This window comes from Pseudonocardia sp. ZF1 (assembly GCF_056835605.1).
In genome coordinates this window covers 4,846,413-4,863,418 of sequence record NZ_JAJNBY010000001.1, presented here as the reverse complement: position 1 = coordinate 4,863,418, position 17,006 = coordinate 4,846,413, and the positions used below count along the sequence as shown (strand labels likewise).

At 78.5% G+C, this 17,006-nt stretch carries 13 protein-coding genes; 5 read left to right on the top strand and 8 right to left on the bottom strand.

Annotated elements, in window-relative coordinates:
• The first annotated feature begins 1 nt into the window (after window position 1).
• Window positions 2-445, top strand: coding sequence for a nucleoside deaminase (locus ZF1_RS23320; RefSeq protein WP_482638353.1), 444 nt, complete (start codon window positions 2-4; stop codon window positions 443-445).
• A 3-nt stretch (window positions 446-448) separates the two neighbouring features.
• On the opposite strand, the gene ZF1_RS23315 is transcribed toward ZF1_RS23320, so the two are convergent.
• Entirely contained in the window at window positions 449-1,102 is a 654-nt protein-coding gene (locus ZF1_RS23315; protein ID WP_226369637.1) for a TetR/AcrR family transcriptional regulator, read from the bottom strand.
• A gap of 134 nt (window positions 1,103-1,236) precedes the next feature.
• Between ZF1_RS23315 and ZF1_RS23310 the strand changes: the two genes are divergently transcribed.
• Entirely contained in the window at window positions 1,237-2,139 is a 903-nt protein-coding gene (locus ZF1_RS23310; protein ID WP_482638352.1) for a metal-dependent hydrolase, read from the top strand.
• Between the two features lies 1 nt (window position 2,140).
• Here ZF1_RS23310 and ZF1_RS23305 read toward each other — a convergent pair whose 3' ends face one another.
• The 5 genes from ZF1_RS23305 to ZF1_RS23285 are packed head-to-tail and all read right to left on the bottom strand — an operon-like array spanning window position 2,141 to window position 7,280.
• Entirely contained in the window at window positions 2,141-2,788 is a 648-nt protein-coding gene (locus tag ZF1_RS23305) for an ABC transporter ATP-binding protein (RefSeq protein WP_482638351.1), read from the bottom strand.
• Window positions 2,785-3,795, bottom strand: a complete 1,011-nt coding sequence (locus ZF1_RS23300) for an oligopeptide/dipeptide ABC transporter ATP-binding protein (RefSeq protein WP_482638350.1) — start codon at window positions 3,793-3,795, stop codon at window positions 2,785-2,787. Before ZF1_RS23300 ends, ZF1_RS23305 begins: the two co-directional genes overlap by 4 nt.
• Window positions 3,792-4,694: an ABC transporter permease gene (locus tag ZF1_RS23295; RefSeq protein ID WP_251784401.1), complete on the bottom strand. Its 903-nt coding sequence runs from the start codon at window positions 4,692-4,694 to the stop codon at window positions 3,792-3,794. The genes ZF1_RS23300 and ZF1_RS23295 overlap by 4 nt, the downstream gene beginning before the upstream one ends.
• A complete protein-coding gene (locus ZF1_RS23290; RefSeq protein ID WP_062397797.1) occupies window positions 4,687-5,688 on the bottom strand; it encodes an ABC transporter permease in 1,002 nt (333 codons plus the stop codon). The genes ZF1_RS23295 and ZF1_RS23290 overlap by 8 nt, the downstream gene beginning before the upstream one ends.
• Window positions 5,685-7,280, bottom strand: a complete 1,596-nt coding sequence (locus tag ZF1_RS23285; protein WP_482638349.1) for an ABC transporter substrate-binding protein — start codon at window positions 7,278-7,280, stop codon at window positions 5,685-5,687. Before ZF1_RS23285 ends, ZF1_RS23290 begins: the two co-directional genes overlap by 4 nt.
• Before the next feature lie 128 nt (window positions 7,281-7,408).
• Between ZF1_RS23285 and eccB the strand changes: the two genes are divergently transcribed.
• Entirely contained in the window at window positions 7,409-8,830 is a 1,422-nt protein-coding gene (gene eccB / locus ZF1_RS23280; RefSeq protein ID WP_482638348.1) for a type VII secretion protein EccB, read from the top strand.
• An 8-nt stretch (window positions 8,831-8,838) separates the two neighbouring features.
• Here the strand turns inward: eccB and mycP are convergent, their stop codons facing one another.
• A complete protein-coding gene (gene mycP / locus ZF1_RS23275) occupies window positions 8,839-10,035 on the bottom strand; it encodes a type VII secretion-associated serine protease mycosin (protein WP_482638347.1) in 1,197 nt (398 codons plus the stop codon).
• A 151-nt stretch (window positions 10,036-10,186) separates the two neighbouring features.
• Complete coding sequence (eccD, locus tag ZF1_RS23270; RefSeq protein WP_482638346.1) at window positions 10,187-11,581, bottom strand: type VII secretion integral membrane protein EccD; 1,395 nt, start codon at window positions 11,579-11,581, stop codon at window positions 10,187-10,189.
• A gap of 139 nt (window positions 11,582-11,720) precedes the next feature.
• On the opposite strand from eccD, the gene eccCa reads away from it, so the two are divergent.
• Entirely contained in the window at window positions 11,721-15,569 is a 3,849-nt protein-coding gene (gene eccCa, locus ZF1_RS23265) for a type VII secretion protein EccCa (RefSeq protein ID WP_482638345.1), read from the top strand.
• On the top strand, window positions 15,566-16,909 hold the full coding sequence (locus tag ZF1_RS23260; RefSeq protein WP_482638344.1) for a type VII secretion-associated protein: 1,344 nt from the start codon (window positions 15,566-15,568) through the stop codon (window positions 16,907-16,909). The genes eccCa and ZF1_RS23260 overlap by 4 nt, the downstream gene beginning before the upstream one ends.
• Window positions 16,910-17,006: the final 97 nt, after the last annotated feature.

Here is a 17,006-nt window from a genome sequence, read left to right as displayed (position 1 = left end):
CATGGATCCGAGCTGGCTGGACGTCGCGGTGGAGCAGGCCCGGGCCGGGCTGGCCTCGGGCGGCATCCCGATCGGCGCCGCACTCGTCGGACCGGACGGGGAGGTCCTCGGGCGCGGCCACAACCGTCGGGTGCAGGACGGCGACCCGACGGTGCACGGCGAGACCGCGGCGTTCCGCGACGCGGGCCGCCGCCGCGACTACCGGTCCACGACGATGGTCACCACGCTCTCGCCCTGCTGGTACTGCGCGGGGCTGATCCGTCAGTTCGGGATCGGCGCGGTGCTCGTGGGGGAGGCCCGGACCTTCCACGGCGGGCACGACTGGCTGGCCGAGCACGGGGTGCGCGTGCAGGTGCTCGACGACGCGCGTTGCGTGGACATGATGACCGCGTTCGTCGCCGAGCGCCCCGACCTGTGGAACGAGGACATCGGCGTCGCGGAGTAGCGCTCAGCCCGCCGTGAGCGGGACGTCCGGGTCGAGCTCGATCGCGACCTCGCGCAGCGCCACGTCGAGCACCGACCAGACCCACCGGGCCAGGTGCTCGGCGAGCTCGTCGAGCGGGAGCGGGTCCGCCGAGGAGAGCCAGCGCTCGGTCGCGCCGTCGACCAGTCCGACCGCGCCGGCGGCCAGCGGCGCCGCGACGGTCGCGGGCAGCCCGGGGTAGCCACCGGTCAGCAGGCCGGTCATCCGGTCGGCGATGCGGTGCCGGATGTCGGTGACGGCCGTCGTGACCCCGGCGGCGCGCAGCACGTACCGGTAGAGCTCGGTGTGCGCGGCGAGCCACCGCACGTGCGCGGCGATGGCGGCGACGAGCATCTCCCGCGGCGTACCGCGCGGGCTCCACACCGGCGCGAGCGCCTCGGAGTAGAGCCCCAGCGCGGCCTCGGCGATCGCGCCCTGCAAGTCCTCCAGGCCGTCGAAGTGCCGGTACAGCGCGGGCCGGGGCACCCCGGCGCGACCGGCGATCTGCTCGGTCGTGGCCTCCGGTCCGTGCTCGGCGATCGCGGCCATCGCGGCCTCGACGACCTCGGCCCGCCGGGCCGCCCGCTGCCCGGCCCAGCGACGGGCGCGGCCGTCGCCGGGGGTCACGGATCCGTTCACCCGGCCATCATCCCGCGCCCGGTTGACACCGCGCCCGGTGCCACCGATGATTCGGCGTTAAGGGGTACGCGCTGTACGGGATACTTTCTGTCACGGATGCGGCCCGACCGTCGACGACGACCGGAGGACCGACCGTGACCGAGACGGCGACCGACACCGGGTCCGGCCCACGCCCCCGCAGGCTGACCGGCGGCGACGTCGGCATCCCGCCGCGGCACCTGGACTTCCGGCTGCCCGAGCAGATGGTCCGCTGGGCCTACGCCGACAACGCGACCGCGACGCTGTTCCTCGCGATGCTCTCGGCGATCTTCCCGCCGGGGGAGGACTTCTTCGTCCGCTCGGTGATCCACTTCCGGGACCGGGTGACCGACCCGGAGCTGCGCGCCCGGGTCGCCGGGTTCACCGCGCAGGAGGTCATCCACAGCCGCGAGCACGACCGGCTCAACGAGGCGTTCCGCTCCCGCGGCTTCCCGGTGCACGTACCGGAGGCCGCCGTCGCGCTCGCCTTGAAGGTCCTCGACCGCACCCCGCCGCGGCAGCAGCTCGCCTGCACCGCGCTGATGGAGCACTTCACCGCGGTGATGGCCGAGGACATCCTCGGCAGCGACGAGTTCGCCGAGCGCGTGCACGCCGACATCCGCGAGCTGTGGCACTGGCACGCGCTCGAGGAGCTCGAGCACAAGTCCGTGACCTGGGACGTCTACGAGCTCATCGGCACCGACGGCCCCGAGCGCGGCCGCGCCGCCCCGCTGGTGGTCGCCACCGTGCTGCCCGCGGTCGTGTTCGGGTGGGCGTACCTGCTCGTGCAGCAGGGCGTCTGGCGGCGGCCGCGGGACCTGCGCGAGGGCTACCGGCTGCTGTTCGGGCGCGGCCAGTTCCTGCGCCGCGTGCTGGGCCGGATGCCCGTCTTCGGGCACCCGCGCTTCCACCCCGACCGGCACGACACCCGAGCGCTGGAGCAGCGCTGGCGCGACACCCTCTTCGGCGACGACGGCGCCCTGGCCGAGCAGCTGCGCCGTCCGGTCCGCGAGGCCTGACTCAGCTCCACGGCCGCAGCACCCGCCCGGCCCACGCCGCGAGCAGCGCCTCGTCGTGGCTGACGGCGAGGACACCGAGCCCGCGGCCGTCGACCTCGGCGGCGACGACCGAGACCAGGGCCGCGGTGCTCGACGCGTCGAGCATCGCGGTCATCTCGTCGCACAGCAGGTAGTCCGGCCGGGGCGCGAGCGCACGGGCCAGGCAGGCGCGCTGGAGCTGCCCGTCGGACACCTCGTGCGGCTGGCGTCCGCGCAGCTCGGCGGTCAGCCCGACCTGCGCGCACACCTCGTCGACGCGTGCGGTGACCCCGGGCACCCGGGCGGCGCGCAGCGGCTCGGCCACGATCTCCTCGCAGGTCAGCCGCGGGTCGGTCGAGGCCCGCGGGGACTGGAACACCACCCCGATCCGGCGGCGCAGCGGCGCGGGCGCGTCGAAGCGGAACCGGCGGACCGGCTCGTCGTCGACGCTCACCCGGCCCGACCACGGTGCGTGCAGCAGCGCCAGCACCCGGGTCAGCGTCGACTTCCCGCACCCCGACGGCCCGGCCAGCCCGAGCACCGACCCCCGTTCCACGGCCAGGTCCACACCGTCGACGACGGCGTGCCCGGCCCGCCACCCGGCCCGCACCCCCTCCGCGCGCAGGCTCACCGCGACCCCGCCCCGGACCGGGCCGCCGCGGGGAGCGCGGGGGTGGTCGGCGGATGGCAGGACACGCTCCGCCCACCCCGGCGGACCGGGACGGGGTCTCCGGAGCAGTCGCCGGAGACCGGGCAGCGTGGGGCGAACGCGCAGCCGTCGGGCAGCGCGGACAGCTCCGGCGGGTGCCCGGGTACCGGGGTGAACCCGGCGTCGGGCAGCGCCCCGAGCAGGCCGGCGGTGTAGGGGTGCCAGGGGGCCGCGAACACGTCGTCGGCGGGGCCGGTCTCGACCAGCCGCGAGGCGTACATGACGGCGACGTCGTCGGCGACGGCGCGGGCGGCGCGCAGGTCGTGGGTGATCAGCAGGACGGCGCGGCCCTCCGCGGCCAGCCCGGCCAGCAGCGTCGTGACGTGGTCGACCAGTGGCCGGTCCAGCCCGGCGGTCGGCTCGTCGGCGAGCAGCACCGGTGGGTCCCCGGCGAGCGCGGCGGCGAGCCCGGCGCGCTGGGCCTGCCCGCCGGACAGCTCGTGCGGGTGCAGCGCGGCGACGTGGCGGGGCAGCGCGGCGCGGTCGAGGAGGTCGGCGACGGTGACCGTCGCGCCGAGCCGGGCCAGGGTCTCGCGCAGCTGGGCGCCGACGGTGCGGGTGGGGGTGAAGTGGGTGGCGGCGGACTGGGGGACCAGCCCGACCAGCCGTCCGCGGACCCGGTCGCGCAGCACGGACTCGGGTGCGGTGAGGAGCTCCACCGGATCGGACCGCTCCGGCGGGGTCAGGAGTGCCGACCCGCGGACCGACGCGGTGCCCGGCAGCAGCCCGGTCAGGGCCTCGGTGAGCACCGACTTGCCACAGCCGGACTCCCCGACGAGCGCGGTCAACCGCCCGGCACGCAGGTCCAGGTCGGCGCCGGTGACCGCGCGGACCGTGCGGGCGCGACGCCCACGCCCGACCCGGAAGGCGACGTCGAGGCCGCGCACCGCGAGCACCGTGCCGGGTGCGGCGCTGCCGGGCCCGGTCACAGCGCCTGCTCCGACCGCCGGCGCGGGAGTGTGCGGTCCCGCCACCAGGCCGCGATGCCGGCGACGCACAGCGTCGTCGCGGCCAGCAGCACGCTCGGGAACACCACGATCCACCAGGAGCCGAGCAGCACGGCCTGTCTCCCCTCGCCGAGGATGGTGCCCAGACTCGCCAGGTGTGGTGGCAGGCCGAGGCCGAGGAAGCTCAGTGCGGTCTCGTGCCACACCGCGTGCGGCAGGATCAGCACCGCCGAGAGCACCGCCTGCGGGGCGACCGCGGGCAGCAGGTGCCGGCGCAGGACCCGGCGCCGGGACGCGCCGCCGGAGATCGCGGCGTCGACGAACGGGCGGGTGCGCAGGGTCAGGATCTCCGCGCGCACGACGCGGGCCACCGTCGTCCAGTGGGTCAGCCCGATCGAGGCGATCACCGCGAGCACGCTGCCCCGGTAGAGCGCGACGATCACGATGCCGAGCAGCAGGTGCGGGACGGCGTTGACGGCGTCGACCAGGCGCATCGCGATCCGGTCCCACCAGCCGCCGAGCAGCCCGGACAGCGCCCCGAACAGGGTGCCGATCACCGTCGAGAGCACGGCGCAGGCCGCGGCGACCTGCAGCGACACCCCCAGTCCCGCGAAGCTGCGCAGCAGCACGTCACGGCCCACGGAGTCGGTGCCGAACGGGTGCGCGGGCGAGGGCGGCAGCCGGATCGCGGTGTAGTCCACGGCGCCCTCGTCGAGCCCGCCGAGCCACGGCACGAGTACCGCGGCCGCGACGAGCAGGACCAGCCCGCCGGCGCCGGCGACCAGCCGGGCCCGCCCGGACCGGCGACGGCCGCGGGGCGAGCCGGGGCGCGGCCGGCCGGCCGGGAGCCACGGGCGGGGGGCGACGGCGGTCTCAGACATCGGCGTCCACCCGCGGGTCCAGCAGCAGCACGGTCAGGTCGGCGACGAGCGACCCGGCCAGCACCGCCACCGCCGAGAGGAGGGTCAGTGCGGCGAGCAGCGGGAAGTCCACGGCCAGCGCCGCGGTGACCACGGCCGCCGCGATCCCCGGCCAGGAGAACACCGTCTCCACCAGCACGGCGCCGGTGACGAGCTCCGGCAGCCGGTTGCCCAGCACCGTCACGAACGGCAGCAGCGCGGTCGGCAGGGCGTGGCGCAGCACGACGAGACGCTCGGGCAGCCCGCGGGCCCGGGCGCCGGCGACGTGGTCGTCGTCGAGGGAGGCCAGCAGCGAGGCCCGGACGTGCAGCACCAGCCAGGGCGTCTGGGAGACCCCCAGCACCAGCGCCGGCAGCACCAGGTGCCTGCTCACCTGGCCGAACGTGGGTGCGGCGCCGGCATCGGTGAGCCCGGCGACCGGCAGCACCGGCCAGGCCACGGCGAACACCGCGATCGCACCCAGGGCCAGCACGAACGGCGGCAGCCCCTCCAGGGTGTGCCCGACCGCGGTGACGGCCCGGTCGAACCAGCCGCCCTGCCGCCACGCCGCGACGGTCCCGGCGGCCAGGGCCAGCACCAGCGACACCAGCAGGGCCAGGGTGACCAGCAGCAACGTCCACGGGAGCCGCTCGGCGACCACCTGGGCCACCGGCTGCCGCATCGACAGGCTCTGCCCGAGGTCGCCGGTCAGCAGCCCGCCCAGCCACCGGAGGAGCTGTTCGCCCACGCTCGCGTCCAGCCCGAGCGAACGTTCGGCGGCGGCGATGTCGGCGTCGCTCGCGGAGAAGATCCCGACCCCGAAGTACTGGTACACCGGCCGGAACGGCGACGCCGCCGCCAGCAGGAACACCCCGACCGCGACCAGCAGCACCGTCGGGACGCCGAGCAGCAGCCGCAGCCCGGCCAGCCGGGCCACCGCGCGGCCGCGGTGCCGGCCCGGGAGCACGGCCGTCACGAGCGGGGCGTCCAGTCCTGCAGGTTCCACCACGGGCCCCAGGTGGTGCCGTGGGTGTGCGGCTCGACGACGGGGGTGTAGCCGTCCCAGGCGTCGCGGGCGACGTAGCTGTGGCCGAGGAAGGCCAGGAAGACCATGCCGGGGTCGGCGACGTAGGCCCGCTGGAACTCCTTCACCGCCGCGGTGCGGGCGGCCTCGTCGGGCGCCCGCAGCGCGGTGTCCAGCGCCGCGTCGACGGCGGCGTTGCGGTAGGAGCCGGGGTTGTTGAACCCGTCGGCGGCGTTCGACGAGTGCAGCAGCTGCCACGCCTTGAACCCCGGGTCGAACGGGTCGCCGCCGCCGAGCACGAGCGCGTCGGCGCCCATCCGCGGCTCGATCGCCTCCCAGCCGAGTCCCTCCAGCCGGACGTCGATCCCGGCCGCGCGCACGTCGGAGGCGAACGCCTGGGCCAGGTCGCGGCGCACGGTGTCGGTGGCCGGGTACATCAGCGTGAAACGCGCGGCCTGCCCGCCGCGGACGCGCACCCCGTCGGGCCCGGGGACCCAGCCGGCCCGCTCCAGGATCCGGCCCGCCTCCGCGGGGTCGAAGGTGAACGTCGCCGAGGGCTCGACCTGCTCGGGCAGCACGCCCGGGATCGGGTGGTGGGCCGGTTCGCCCTGGCCCGCGAGGAACGCGTCGATCATGCCCTGGCGGTTCACCGAGCGGTTCAGCGCCGCGCGGATCGCCGGGTCCGCGGTGACCGGGTTCGCGAACGGCAGCGCGACGGTGCGGTAGTCGGCGCTGGCGTGCTCGCGCAGCGCCAGCCCGCTCTGCTGCGCGACCGCGCGGGCCAGTGCCGGCGGCAGCACGGTCCCGTCGAACTCACCGGCGGCGGTGCGCTGGGCACGGGTGTTGTCGTCGGTGGCGAACACGACGGTCACCCGGGTCACCGAGGGGGCACCGCCCCAGTAGCCGGGGTTCGACTCCATGACCATCGTGTCGCCGCGCCGCCACTCGGCGAGCCGGTACGGGCCGGTGCCGACGGCCCGGGTGTTCACCGGCAGGTCGGAGACGGGGCCGCCGCCCTCGAGGACCTCCGACGGCAGGATCCCGGAGGTGAGCCGGGCCGGGAACGCGCCGTAGGGGTAGGCCAGCCGGAACCGCACGGCGTCGTCGCCGACGGCCTCGACCCCGGCGAGCATCGGCACGCTCGACCGGATCGTCGCGGCACGGGCCGGGTCGAGGATCGCGGCGTAGGTGGCGACGACGTCCTCGGGCCCGAAGGCCGACCCGTCGTGGAAGGTGACGCCGGGGCGCAGCGGCACCGTCCAGGACAGGCGGTCCGGTGACGGCGTCGCCGGGCCGGAGGCGAGCGCGGGCTGCAGGGTGCGCTGCGCGTCGCGGGCGTAGAGACCGTCGTAGAACTTGCTCGCGCCCTCCGCCCCGTAGCCGAGCAGCGGGTTGAGGTCGTCGGGCTCGTAGCCGTCGGCGAGGGTCATGGTGGTGCCGTCCCCTGCCGGGCCCGCCTCGCCCGGGGCGGCGGTGGGCGCGGAGCAGCCGGCCACGAGGGCGGCGGCCACCAACGGGACGACGATGTTCCGGAGGGTGATCACGCAACGGCACATTATGGGCAACAGAGTGAGGGTGGCAACGAACTGGACCGATCGGTCAGGTGGCGTACTTCTACGCAGTGACCGCGGACCGGCTCCGCCGGGGTCGCGGCCGTCCTACCGTCCGGGCGGTGCGCACCGATCCCGCCCCCGCGCGCGTGCAGCGCGCCCCGGCCACCCGCGACCAGGTCGACGCCCACCGGTTCGGTGTGCGCCGGATGGAGGCCGCGCTGGTGCGGGCGGACCCGGTGCCGCTGCACGAGCAGATCCGCTCGCAGCGGCGCGCCGTGTTCGCCGGAGTGCTGGTCGGGCTGCTCGCGCTCGCGGTGGCGGCGCTGCTGGCCCGGGTCGACCCGGCCACCGACTGGCGCTCCCGGGCGCTGGTGCAGGGGCAGCGCAGCGGCGTGCTCTACGCCGTGGTCCGCGACCCCGACCGGTCCGCGCTGCTCGTGCCGGTGCCCGACCCGGTCGCGGGACGGCTGGTCCTCGCCGCGCACGGTCGCGACGACGGTGCCACCGCCGTGCCCGTCCCGGTGCCCGACGACGCACTGGCCGCCGCGCCGCGCACCGCGCCGGCGGCCGTCCCCGGCACCGTCGGCGTCCCGCTCGACGGGGTCCCGGTCCCACCCGCGTGGGCGGTCTGCGACACCCGCGGCGAGGGCTCCGGCGCCGGGACCACGACGGTGCTCGCGGGGGCGCTCGGACCCGTCCCGGCCGGACCGGAACCGGTGGCCCTGCTGACCGCCGAGGGCGGCGCCACCTACCTGGTCCACGACGGCGCCCGGCACCGGATCGACCCGTCCGACCGGAACGCGCTCGACGGGCTCGGCCTGCTCGGCGCGCCCGTCCGCCGGGTCGGCGACGGTCTGCTCTCCGCGATCCCGGAGGGCGCGCCGCTGCGGGTCCCCGCCCCCGGACCGACACCCGTCGTGGGGCTGGGGCGGAACGGGGACGTCGTGCGCAGCCAGTCGCTCGGGGCCGGGTCGACGTACTTCCTGGTGATCGACGACGGGCTCGCCCGGATCCCGGTCACCCTCGCCGACGCCGTCCGCTCCCGGACCGGGCAGGCCGAACCGGCGACGCTGCCGCCCGGGCTGGTCGACGACGTCGGGCAGACGCGGGTGCCCGGCGCCGAGGCCTGGCCCGCCGCCCGGGCCGAGGTCACCGAGGTGCCCCCGGTGCTGTGCGGGACCTGGCGCGAGGGACGGCGCGCACTCGTCGCGGGGAGCGGGGAGCCGGTCGCGCCCGGCGCGGTGCGGGTGCGTCTCGCCGGTGCCGACGACGCCGGGCCGGGTCTCGACACCGTGGTGCTGCCGGGGAGCGGCCCGGGGCCGCTGCGGACCGGGCCGGTCGACACCGGCGGCGGTGACGGCGGGACGCGGCTGCTGCTCGCCGCGTCCGGTGCGGTGCACGGCGTCGCGGACGCCGGGACCGGGCGTGCGCTGGGGATCGGGGAGGCGGGGGACGCACCGGCGGAGATGGTGCGCCTGCTGCCGCGGGCGGGGGTGCTGAGCGTCGCGGCGGCGCGGGAGGTGGCGGACCTGCCGGGCTGAGCCGCGGTTCAGGGCCGGCGCCGCAGCCCCGCGAGCGCCGCGACGAGCGCCCCGCCGACCGCCGCGACCGCGCCGACCCCGGCCACCACGGGCAGGTCCGCCGGCGGGGCCGACGCGAGCGGCAGCGGGGCCCGGCCCGCCCCGGACGGGCCGGCGCGGCCGCCGGGACCGGCGGGGTCGTCCGGGGTCAGGAGCAGCGGCTCCGCGGTCAGCGCGGCCCCCGGGTCGAGCACACCGTGACCGGTGCGGCCGTCGCCCGCGGTGGGGCGGGCCGTGGCGCGCAACCGGTCCCCGACCTGGCGCGGGGTGAGCATCGGGAACCGTTCGCGCAGCAGCGCCGCGGTCCCCGCCACCAGCGGTGCCGAGTACGACGTGCCGCGGACCACCGCACCGTCCGGTCCGGACGGACGGGGCAGGTCCGCCCCCGGAGCGGCGAGGTCCACCCAGGGGCCCGGCACGGAGAAGTCGCCGGGGACGTCGTCGCCGTCGACCGCGCCGACGGCGAGGACCGTGTCGTAGGACGCGGGCAGCGGCCGCAGGTCCGGGTCGCCGGTGCAGGTGCCGCTCCCGTCGATGTTCCCGGCGGCGGCGACGACCACGACCCCGGCCCGCTCGGCCCCGTCGACGGCCTCGCGCAGCGCGGCCCCCGCGGAGTCGACCTGCGCGGACGGCACGCACACCACCTCGGACACGTTGACGACGCTCGCGCCGAGTGCGACGGCCCGGTCGATCGCCGCGGCCAGGGTGCCGATCTCCCCGGCGGGCCGCTCGGTGCCGTCGGTGCCGCGGACGGCGAAGCGACCCGAGGACTGGCGCAGCGACAGGATTCGCGCGCCCGGCGCCATACCCGCGCCGAGCCCGGTGACGGGGTCGGCGGCTCCGGCGAGGAGCAGCGCGACATCGGAGCCGTGGCCGTCGCAGTCGGTGAGACCGTCACCGCCGGTGAGGTAGTCCCCGCCGCCGCTGAGCCGTCCGGCCAGCCGGGGCAGCGGCGCCACCCCGGTGTCGACGACGGCGACGAGCTGCCCCGCCCCGGTCGCGAGATCCGGGGGTGGCTGCGGGACCGCACCGCGGGCGGCGCCCGGGCCGTCGTCGCCGGGCGGGGTGCAGGCGCGGGTCTGCCGCAACCCGTCGGCCGGCCCCGGCGGTCCGGGCTCGGCCGCCACGGCGACCGGCCGCGTCCACACCCCGTCGCCCGCTGCCACACCTGCTGCAGCGGGTGTGGCGATCCCACAGGGGGTGGGGACGGCGCACGACGCGGCGGGGGTGACGGAGGGGCGGCAGCGGGCGGGGTGGGCAGGGGGAGAGCGAGCAGAGACGCCGCCAGCAGCGGCACGGCCCGCCGGACCGGGCCGGTCACAGGGTGCGGACCAGGGCGAACAGGCCCATCGCGGCCAGTGCGGCGGGCACGGCGGCGGCGGTGAGGACGAGCTCGCACACGTCGAGCGCCCGGCGGGCCGGCGGTGACGGGTTCGTCCGCGCGGCCGCGGCACCCGCGCCGACGGCGAGCAGCAGCCCGGCCGCGACGGCGAGCCGCGGCGCGGGGTCCAGCGTGAGCGCGGCCGGGACGGCGGCGGTGGCGACCGCGACCACCGCGGCCCCGGTCAGGACGCGGGCCGCCGCGGCCTCGACGAGCGCACGGGCCCGCAGGAGCAGCACCGCCGCCGTCACCACCAGCAACAGGCCACCGGTCCAGCCCCCGGTCGCGGCGACGGCGGCAGCCCCGGCGGCCGCGACCGCGGTGCCGGCCAGCGTCCCGGTGTGCAGGCCGCGGGCCAGCCCGGCCCGGGCGGTCAGCTCCGCACCGGGCAGCACCCGCTCGGCGCCCGCGACGGACTCGGCGTCGGTCGGGACGGCCGGGGCCGGGATCCCGGCCAGGCGCAGCGCCAGCCGGGGCAGCAGGGGCCCGGCGGCCAGGGCGGGCGCCGCGAGCCCGGCCGCGACGGCCGTCACCGGGGCCTCCAGCAGCAGCCGGGCCAGCGCCGCGGCGGCGGTCCCGGAGGCCGCCAGGGCGACGGCGAGCAGGACCGGGGACACCGCCCGCGCGATCGCCTGACCCGCGGCGGTGGCCAGACCGGTCCCGGCGGCGGCGAGCAGCAGCGCCCCCGCCCCGGCAGGTGCGGGCAGCGCGGTGAGCCCGGCCGTCGCCGCGGCGGGGACGGCGCAGAGTGCGGCGGCGGTCGTGAGCCGGTCGTCGTCGCGGGCGCGGTGGGCGACCAGCAGCGCCCCGACGGCACCGGCGGCGGCGAGCGCGCACGCCCACGGCCGCCACGAACCATCCACGGTGGACAGCACGGCGCCCGCGGAGGCCGTCGCCAGCACGGCCGCGGCCGTCCCGGACCAGCGCGCCGTCCCGGCGGCGTCGGCCGCACCGCGCACCGCACCGGCGACGGTCTCGGCGGCGTCGTCGAGCACCGGCGGCGCGGGTGCCGGACGCGGCGGGCCCAGGTGCAGCAGCTCGCCCTCGTGGACACCGAGCTCGTCGAGGGTGGCGTCGGCGGGCAGGGGGCCGCCCGCGGGGCCGGTGAACCGCCAGGCCTGCGGGGTGTCGGTGGACGCGCGTCCCAGCAGCTCGCGCACCATCGGGACCAGCTCGGCGACGGCGACGTCGGCCGGCAGCGCCACGTCGAGGCGCCCGCGCGGGGTGTGCACCCCGACCCGGGTCCAGCGGCCGGGCACCGGCCCGGACGTGGTGGCGGGCACCGCGTCGCCGGGGCCGGTCGCGGCCGGTGCGGGCAGGACGGAGGTCACGGGCGGCTCCCTGGCAGATCTCTCCGAACGGCCCCGGCGGGCCCGGGGCGGCTGCGAGTATCCGACGGCCCCGGTGCCGCCGTGGGCGTTCGGGAGAACCGTGAACGGGAGGCGCGTGGCGATGGCGGGGACCGTCGGGATGCGACGTCCGCGGCGCTCGGTGCCCGAGCTGCCCGGCGGCGAGCTGGTGCTCGAACCACCGCCCGAGCCGGAGCGCCCGGTCCCCGGCGGCCTCGCGGCGCGGCTGCTCCCGCTGGCGATGGTCGGCGGGGCGCTGCTGTTCGTCGTGCTGGGCCGCGGGGACACCAGCACCTGGCTGTTCGGCGGGATGTTCACGCTGTCCGCGCTGGGCATGCTCGCCGGCGGCGGCCGCGGCGCCGGCGCGCGCACCGCGACGATGGACGAGGACCGCCGCGACTACCTGCGCTACCTCGACGTCCTGGGCGGGCGGGCCCGCGCGATCGCCGCCGAGCAGCGGCACGCGCTGGAGAGCGCGCACCCCGACCCGGCCGCCTGGCCGGACGTGCTCGCCGCGGACCGGTTGTGGGAGCGCCGCCCCGGTGACGACGACTTCGGCCGCCTGCGCGCCGGGCGCGGCACCCAGCGTCTCGCCACCCGGCTCACCGCGCCGCACACCGGTCCGATGGAGACACTCGAACCGCTGTCCGCGCTGGCGCTGCGCCGTTTCCTGCGCCGCTGGTCCACCGTGGACGATCTACCGGTCGCCGTCGACACCCGCGCGTCGGCGACGATCTGGCTCGAACCGGACCCGGACGCCGCCCCGGTGCTCGACCTCGCCCGGGCACTGGTCGCCCAGTACGTCACCTGGCACGGTCCCGACGACGCGCGGCTCGCCGTCGTCGCGCCGGGGGGTGCGGCCGCGCGCTGGGAGTGGGCGAAGTGGCTGCCGCACGTCGCCCACCCGCGGCTCTCCGACGCCGTCGGGCCGGTCCGGATGATCACCGACGACCCGGACCGGGTGCGGCGCTGGTGGGTCGACGAGCCGTCCGCGGCCCAGCAGCACCTGCTCGTCGTGCTCGACGGGGCCGCCGACACCCCGGGCGCGTGGGCCGGGCTGCCCGGCGTCACCGTGCTGCGGCTGGGGCCCGCGGGCGGGCGCAGGCCCGCGGCGTCGGTGCTGCGCCTCGCCGCCGGGACCGGGCCCGACGGCGTGCGCACGCTGCGCCGGGGCGGGCCCGGCGGCCGGGACGTCGGCGTCCCCGACGGGCTCGTCGTCGCCGAGGCGCTGGCACTCGCGCGCCGGCTCGCGCGCTACCGCCCGGACGGCGGCGGCGACGTCGTCACGTCCGGTGTGGACAGCGGGTCGACCGGGTTGCCGTCGCTGCTCGGACTGTCCACGACGGACCCGGCCGGGGTCGCCGCGCTGCGCGGCCGGCGGGGGCCGGGGGAGCGGCTGCGGGTCCCGCTGGGCACCGACGACGGCGGCCGGCCGGTGCTGCTCGACCTCAAGGAGTCCGCGCAGGGCGGTGCGGGTCCGCACGGTTTGTGCATCGGCGCGACCGGCTCCGGCAAGAGCGAGCTGCTGCGCACCCTCGTCCTCGGGCTGGTGGCGACGCACACCGCCGAGGAGCTCAACCTGGTGCTCGTCGACTTCAAGGGCGGCGCGACGTTCCTCGGGCTCGCCGGGCTGCCGCACACCTCCGCGGTGATCACCAACCTGGCCGAGGAGCTGACCCTGGTCGACCGGATGGCCGACGCGCTCGCCGGGGAGATCACCCGCCGCCAGGAGGTGCTGCGCGCCGCGGGGAACCTGTCGTCGCTGGCCGAGCACGACGCGCTGCGCCGGGACGGGACGCCGCTGGCGGCGCTGCCGTCGCTGCTGGTCGTCGTCGACGAGTTCTCCGAGCTGCTCGCCCAGCGGCCGGAGATGATCGACCTGATGGTGACCGTCGGGCGGCTCGGCCGCTCGCTCGGCATCCACCTGCTGCTGGCCTCGCAGCGACTGGAGGAGGGCCGGCTGCGCGGTCTCGAGTCGCACCTGTCCTACCGGATCGCGCTGCGCACCTTCTCCGCCGCGGAGTCCCGCGCGGTGCTGGGCGTGCCCGACGCGCACCTGCTCCCGCCGACGCCCGGCGCCGCGTACCTGTCCGCGGGCACCGACGAGCTGGTGCGCTTCCGGGCCGCCTACGTCTCCGGCCCGGACACCCCGCGGGCCGAGCGCCGCCGCGCACCCGGCGCGCCGCGGCTCGCGCTGCCGTTCCGCGCGGGCCCGGTCGCGCTGCCCGCCTCGGCGCAGCTCCCGGCGCCGGACCACGGGCCCGCGCCCACCGGCACCGTTCTCGACCGCATCGCCGGCGCGGTGTCCGGGCCCGGTCCGCGCGCGCACCGGGTGTGGCTGCCGCCGCTCGCGGAGCCGCCGCCGCTGCCGGTGGTGCTCGGCGACCCGCTGGTCCGGGCCGGGCGCGGGCTGTGCGCGCCGGGACCGGTCGGACGGCTCGCCGCGCCGGTCGGGCTCGTCGACCGGCCCTACGCCCAGCGGCGCGACCCGCTGGTGCTGGACCTGTCCGGCGCGGCCGGGCACCTCGCCGTCGTCGGGGGGCCGCGGTCGGGGAAGTCGACCGCGCTGCGCACCGTCGTCACCGCGCTCGCGCTCACCCACACCCCCGGCGAACTGGGCGTGCACGTGCTCGACCTCGGCGGCGGCACGCTCGCCCCGCTGGCCGGGCTGCCGCACGTCGGGACCGTCGCCGACCGCCGCGCCGGCGACCTGGTGCGACGGGTGGTGGCCGAGACCGTCGCCGCCGTCGACGAGCGCGAGCAGCTGTTCGCCGCGCACGGCGTCGCCGGGATCGAGGAGTTCCGGGCCCGGCGCGCCGCGGGCGGGTTCGCCGGGGTGACCGCCACCGACCTGCTGCTCGTCGTCGACGGCTACGCGGCGCTGCGCGCCGGGTTCGAGGACCTGGACGAGAAGCTGACCGCCCTCGCCGCCCGCGGGCTCGCCTACGGCGTGCACCTCGCGCTGTCCGCCGCCCGCTGGGCCGAGATCCGCCCCGCGCTCAAGGACCAGCTCGGCAGCCGGGTCGAGCTGCGGCTGGGCGACCCGTCGGACTCCGAGGTGGACCGCCGTCGTGCGGCCGCGGTGCCCGCACTGCCCGGGCACGGCCTGTCCGCCGACGGCGAGGCCACCGTCGTCGCCGCGCCCTGCCTGGTCCCCGGCACCGACCCGGCCCGGGAGATCGACGACGCCTGGGACGGCCCGTCGGTCGGCCCGGTGCGGCTGCTGCCCACCCGGATCGAGGTCACCGAGCTCCCGAGCGGCCCGGGCCGCGGGCCCGCGCTCGGCGTCGACGAGGACCGGCTCGCCACCGTCGAGCTCGACCCGGACGAGCCGCACCTGCTCTGCTTCGCCGACTCCGGCGGCGGCAAGACGACCCTGCTGCGGACCCTCGCCCACGGCATCGCCGCGCGATGGGCGCCCCAGCAGGCGCGGATCGTCGTCGTCGACCACCGGCGGACGCTGCTCGGCGGGGTCCCGCAGAGCCACCTGCTCGCCCACACCTCGACCGCGCAGGCCACCACCGACGCCTGCGCCGAGATCGCGGGCTCGCTCGGACGGCGGCTGCCCGGCCCGGACGTCACCCCGGCCCAGCTGCGGGAACGGTCCTGGTGGAGCGGGCCGGACGTGTGGCTGCTCGTCGACGACTACGACCTCGTCGTCCCCGCGGCGGGGTCGGCCGGCACGCACCCGCTGCTCGCGCTCGCCGAGTACCTGCCGCAGGCCCGCGACGTCGGGCTGCACGTCGTCCTCGCGCGACGCACCGGCGGGGCCGGGCGGGCGCTGTTCGACCCGGTCCTCGGGCGACTGCGCGAGCTGGGCGCCCCCGGCCTGGTCGGCTCCGGCAGCCCCGACGAGGGCGCGCTGCTGGAGAAGGTCCGCCCCGGGCCGATGCCACCCGGCCGCGCCGTGCTCGTCGACCGGCGGGCCGGGGCGCGACGGGTGCAGCTGGCCTGGACCGAGCCGGGGTGAGCGGCGTCGCGGTCGCCGTGCACGACCGCCGCGACGCGGTGCTGCTCGCCGCCGCGGACGCCGCCGGGCTGCGCCTGGTCGCCGCGGCCCCGCCCGGCACACCCCCGGCGACGGCCGTCGCGGACTTCTTCGGCGACGAGCCGCCCGGGGTCGTCGTCCGGGTCGGGACGACGGCGGGCGGCGCCTTCCCCGGAGGCCCGCGGGTGCTGGTGGTCCCGGCCGCGGTCGCGGTGCTCGCGGCGGAACCGGAGCTGCCGGACGGGCCGGTCCTGGTCGTCGACGACGACGTGGTGCTGGTCCGCGACGGGGTGCCGGAACGGGTGGGGGAGCGGGGCCCCGACCTCGCGTCGCTCGTGCGGGCGACCGGTGCGGAGCTGGTCGTGGTCGCCGGGACGGTCGGCCCGTTCCTCCCCGGGGAGCACACTGCGGCCGACACCCGGACCGCGGACTCCCGGACCGCGGCCACTCGGCCCGCGGACTCCCGGACCGCGGACTCCCGGACCGCGGCCACTCGACCCGCGGACGGCCGGGCCGCGGGCACTCGGGCTGCGGACGGCCGGGCCGCGGGCACTCGGGCTGCGGGGCGGCCCGGCGGCGCGGCCGGGTACCGGCTCCCGTGCCCGGTGCGCGTCGCCGGGCGGCGGCCCGACGGCGGCGAGCCCTGGGGCCCGGAGGCGGCGGCGGTGGTCGGGGCTGCGGTGCTGGGCGCCTCCGTGCTCGCCGACCCCGGCCCCGACACGGTCGTCCCGCCGCCCGGCGCGATCGAGGCGCTGGAGGAACCGGACTGGCCCGGTGCGCCCGACCCCGCCACCCCGCCTGCCGAGGGCCCGGACCGCGCCCGGGCGGCGATCGTCGTCGCGGGGGTGCTGGGAGCGGTCCTCCTCGGTACCGGGCTGCTGCTCGGTGGCCCGCGCCCGGTGACGCCGGCCGGGGCCACGGTCGCCCAGTACGGCTACGCCGCCGCGCTGCCCACCGGCTGGGAGCACACCGGCGGCGACCCGCAGCGCCGACGCGTGCTGCTCACCCCCGCCGGCGGCCCGGACGGGGCCGACCTCCTCGTGCTGGAGCGCAGCCCGCTCGGCTACGACGCCGGGCGCGAGCCCGACCGGGCCCGCCGCGAGCTCGCCGCGCTGGTCGGTGACCCCGGGCCGGTGCCCGCGACGGTCGGCGGCCGCGCGGTCCTGCGCTGGACCGAGACACCGGGCGACGGGACCGTCGTCGACTGGCACGTCGTGTTCTCCGGCACCGACGAGCTCGTCGCCGGGTGCCGGCGGCCGGTGGGCGCCCCGGTCGCCGCGGCCTGCGGCGAGGTCGTCGCGACGCTGCACCGGGTGCCCTGAGCCCCCGGCGTTCCCGGTCGCGAACGGTCCGCCCGGAACGGCCACGGCCACCGGCGCGCCCTGCCACTGTGCGCGGGCCGGGGGCACCGCGCCCCCG

Bases quoted from the DNA above. Each gene is read 5' to 3' on its own strand.
- eccCa (WP_482638345.1), top strand. From the start codon at position 11,721: ATGCGACGTCCGCGGCGCTCGGTGCCCGAGCTGCCCGGCGGCGAGCTG.
- ZF1_RS23295 (WP_251784401.1), bottom strand. From the start codon at position 4,694: ATGTCTGAGACCGCCGTCGCCCCCCGCCCGTGGCTCCCGGCCGGCCGG.
- ZF1_RS23320 (WP_482638353.1), top strand. From the start codon at position 2: ATGGATCCGAGCTGGCTGGACGTCGCGGTGGAGCAGGCCCGGGCCGGG.